The sequence below is a fragment of the Burkholderia territorii genome (assembly GCF_902833055.1).
Lineage (GTDB): Bacteria > Pseudomonadota > Gammaproteobacteria > Burkholderiales > Burkholderiaceae > Burkholderia > Burkholderia territorii.
Genome location: NZ_CADFEJ010000091.1, coordinates 1 through 547, shown reverse-complemented (window position 1 = coordinate 547; position 547 = coordinate 1). Strand labels below are relative to the sequence as shown.

1 pseudogene is annotated in these 547 nt (G+C 68.2%); it reads right to left on the bottom strand.

The features are described from left to right. Nucleotides 1-547, bottom strand: a pseudogene (locus HW466_RS31150) (1-acyl-sn-glycerol-3-phosphate acyltransferase); the annotation flags it as partial.

Genomic DNA, 547 nt, shown 5'->3' with positions numbered 1-547 from the left:
GCCATGGCGCGAGAACCAGCTGCCCCACAGCCCGCGCAATGCCATCGGCACCACGGGCGCCTCGACGCGGCGCAGGATCTCACTCACGCCGTGATGGAAGGTGTTGATGTCGCCGGTCTTGGTCAACTTGCCCTCGGGGAAGATGCAGACCAGCTCGCCCTCCTTCAGCGCGGCCTCGCAAGCCGCGTAGGCGCGCTCCAGCATGGCCGGATCCTCGTGGCGCGGCGCGATCGGGATCGCCTTGGCGTGGCGGAACGCCCAGCTCGCGAAGCGCGCGCGGAAGATCCGGTGATCCATCACGAAGCGGATCGGCCGCGGGCTGGCCGCGGCGATCACCAGCGCGTCGACATAGCTGACGTGGTTGCAGACCAGCACCGCCCCGGTGGTTTCGGGAATCCGCTCGGCATGCCGACGCCGGCATGGGTCAGCGCCATCGCCATCAGCGCCGAGATCACCATGAACAGCGAATTGAGGATGTTGTTGGCGGCGATGATCCGCGCGCGATGGGTCGGCGCGCTGCGGCTCTGGATCAGGGCATAGAGCGGCA